The organism is Acidovorax sp. KPB24-03, from assembly GCF_057546605.1.
On the sequence record NZ_BAAJYR010000900.1, the window covers coordinates 1 to 643 of the forward strand.

At 74.0% G+C, this 643-nt stretch carries 1 pseudogene; it reads left to right on the top strand.

The window, feature by feature from the left end:
- A pseudogene (locus AC27KI_RS26695) lies at nt 1–643 on the top strand (RHS repeat-associated core domain-containing protein); the annotation flags it as partial.

Below are 643 nucleotides of genomic sequence, written 5' to 3' on the forward strand. Positions count from 1 at the left end.
GGAGCGGGACCGGGACCGGGACGGGGCCGCCGCCGCGGCCCCAACCACTGCCACTACCACCGCCGCCGCCACCGCCCACCTGCTGCTCGGCCCGGACAGCGGCGAGCGCCTGACCGGGGTGGACTGCGTGCACAACCCGCTGGATGCGGCCTGCACCGGCCCGGGCTACCGGGTGGCGCTGGTGCGCTACCGCTACGACAGCGCGGGCGACCTGGTGGAGGTACTGGGGCGGGACGGCCAGCGCACGCGCGAGTTCGGCTACGACCGGGTGCACCGCATGGTGCGCCACCGGGTGCGCAGTGGACCGCTGCACACCTACGTCTATGAAGACCAGGGCGTGGCCATGCCCCGGCCCGGCGCCCGCGTGGTGGAGCAGCACAACGAGCAGGGACTGTCGTACCTCTTCGAATACCGCGATCCCCCCGCCATCCCTCCCGCCACCCCGGCTGCGATCGGCGAGTCCGGGACGGACCCCGACACCCCAGTCCCCGACACCCCGCAGCCCATGCCGCAGCCCATGCTGCAGCCCGTGCCGGTGAGCGAAGTGCGCGTGCGCGACAGCCTGAACCGGCTCACCCGCTACCACTTCGAAGGCGCGGGCGGAGACAAGCGCCTGGTGCGGCTCGTGCTGCCCGATGGCGCC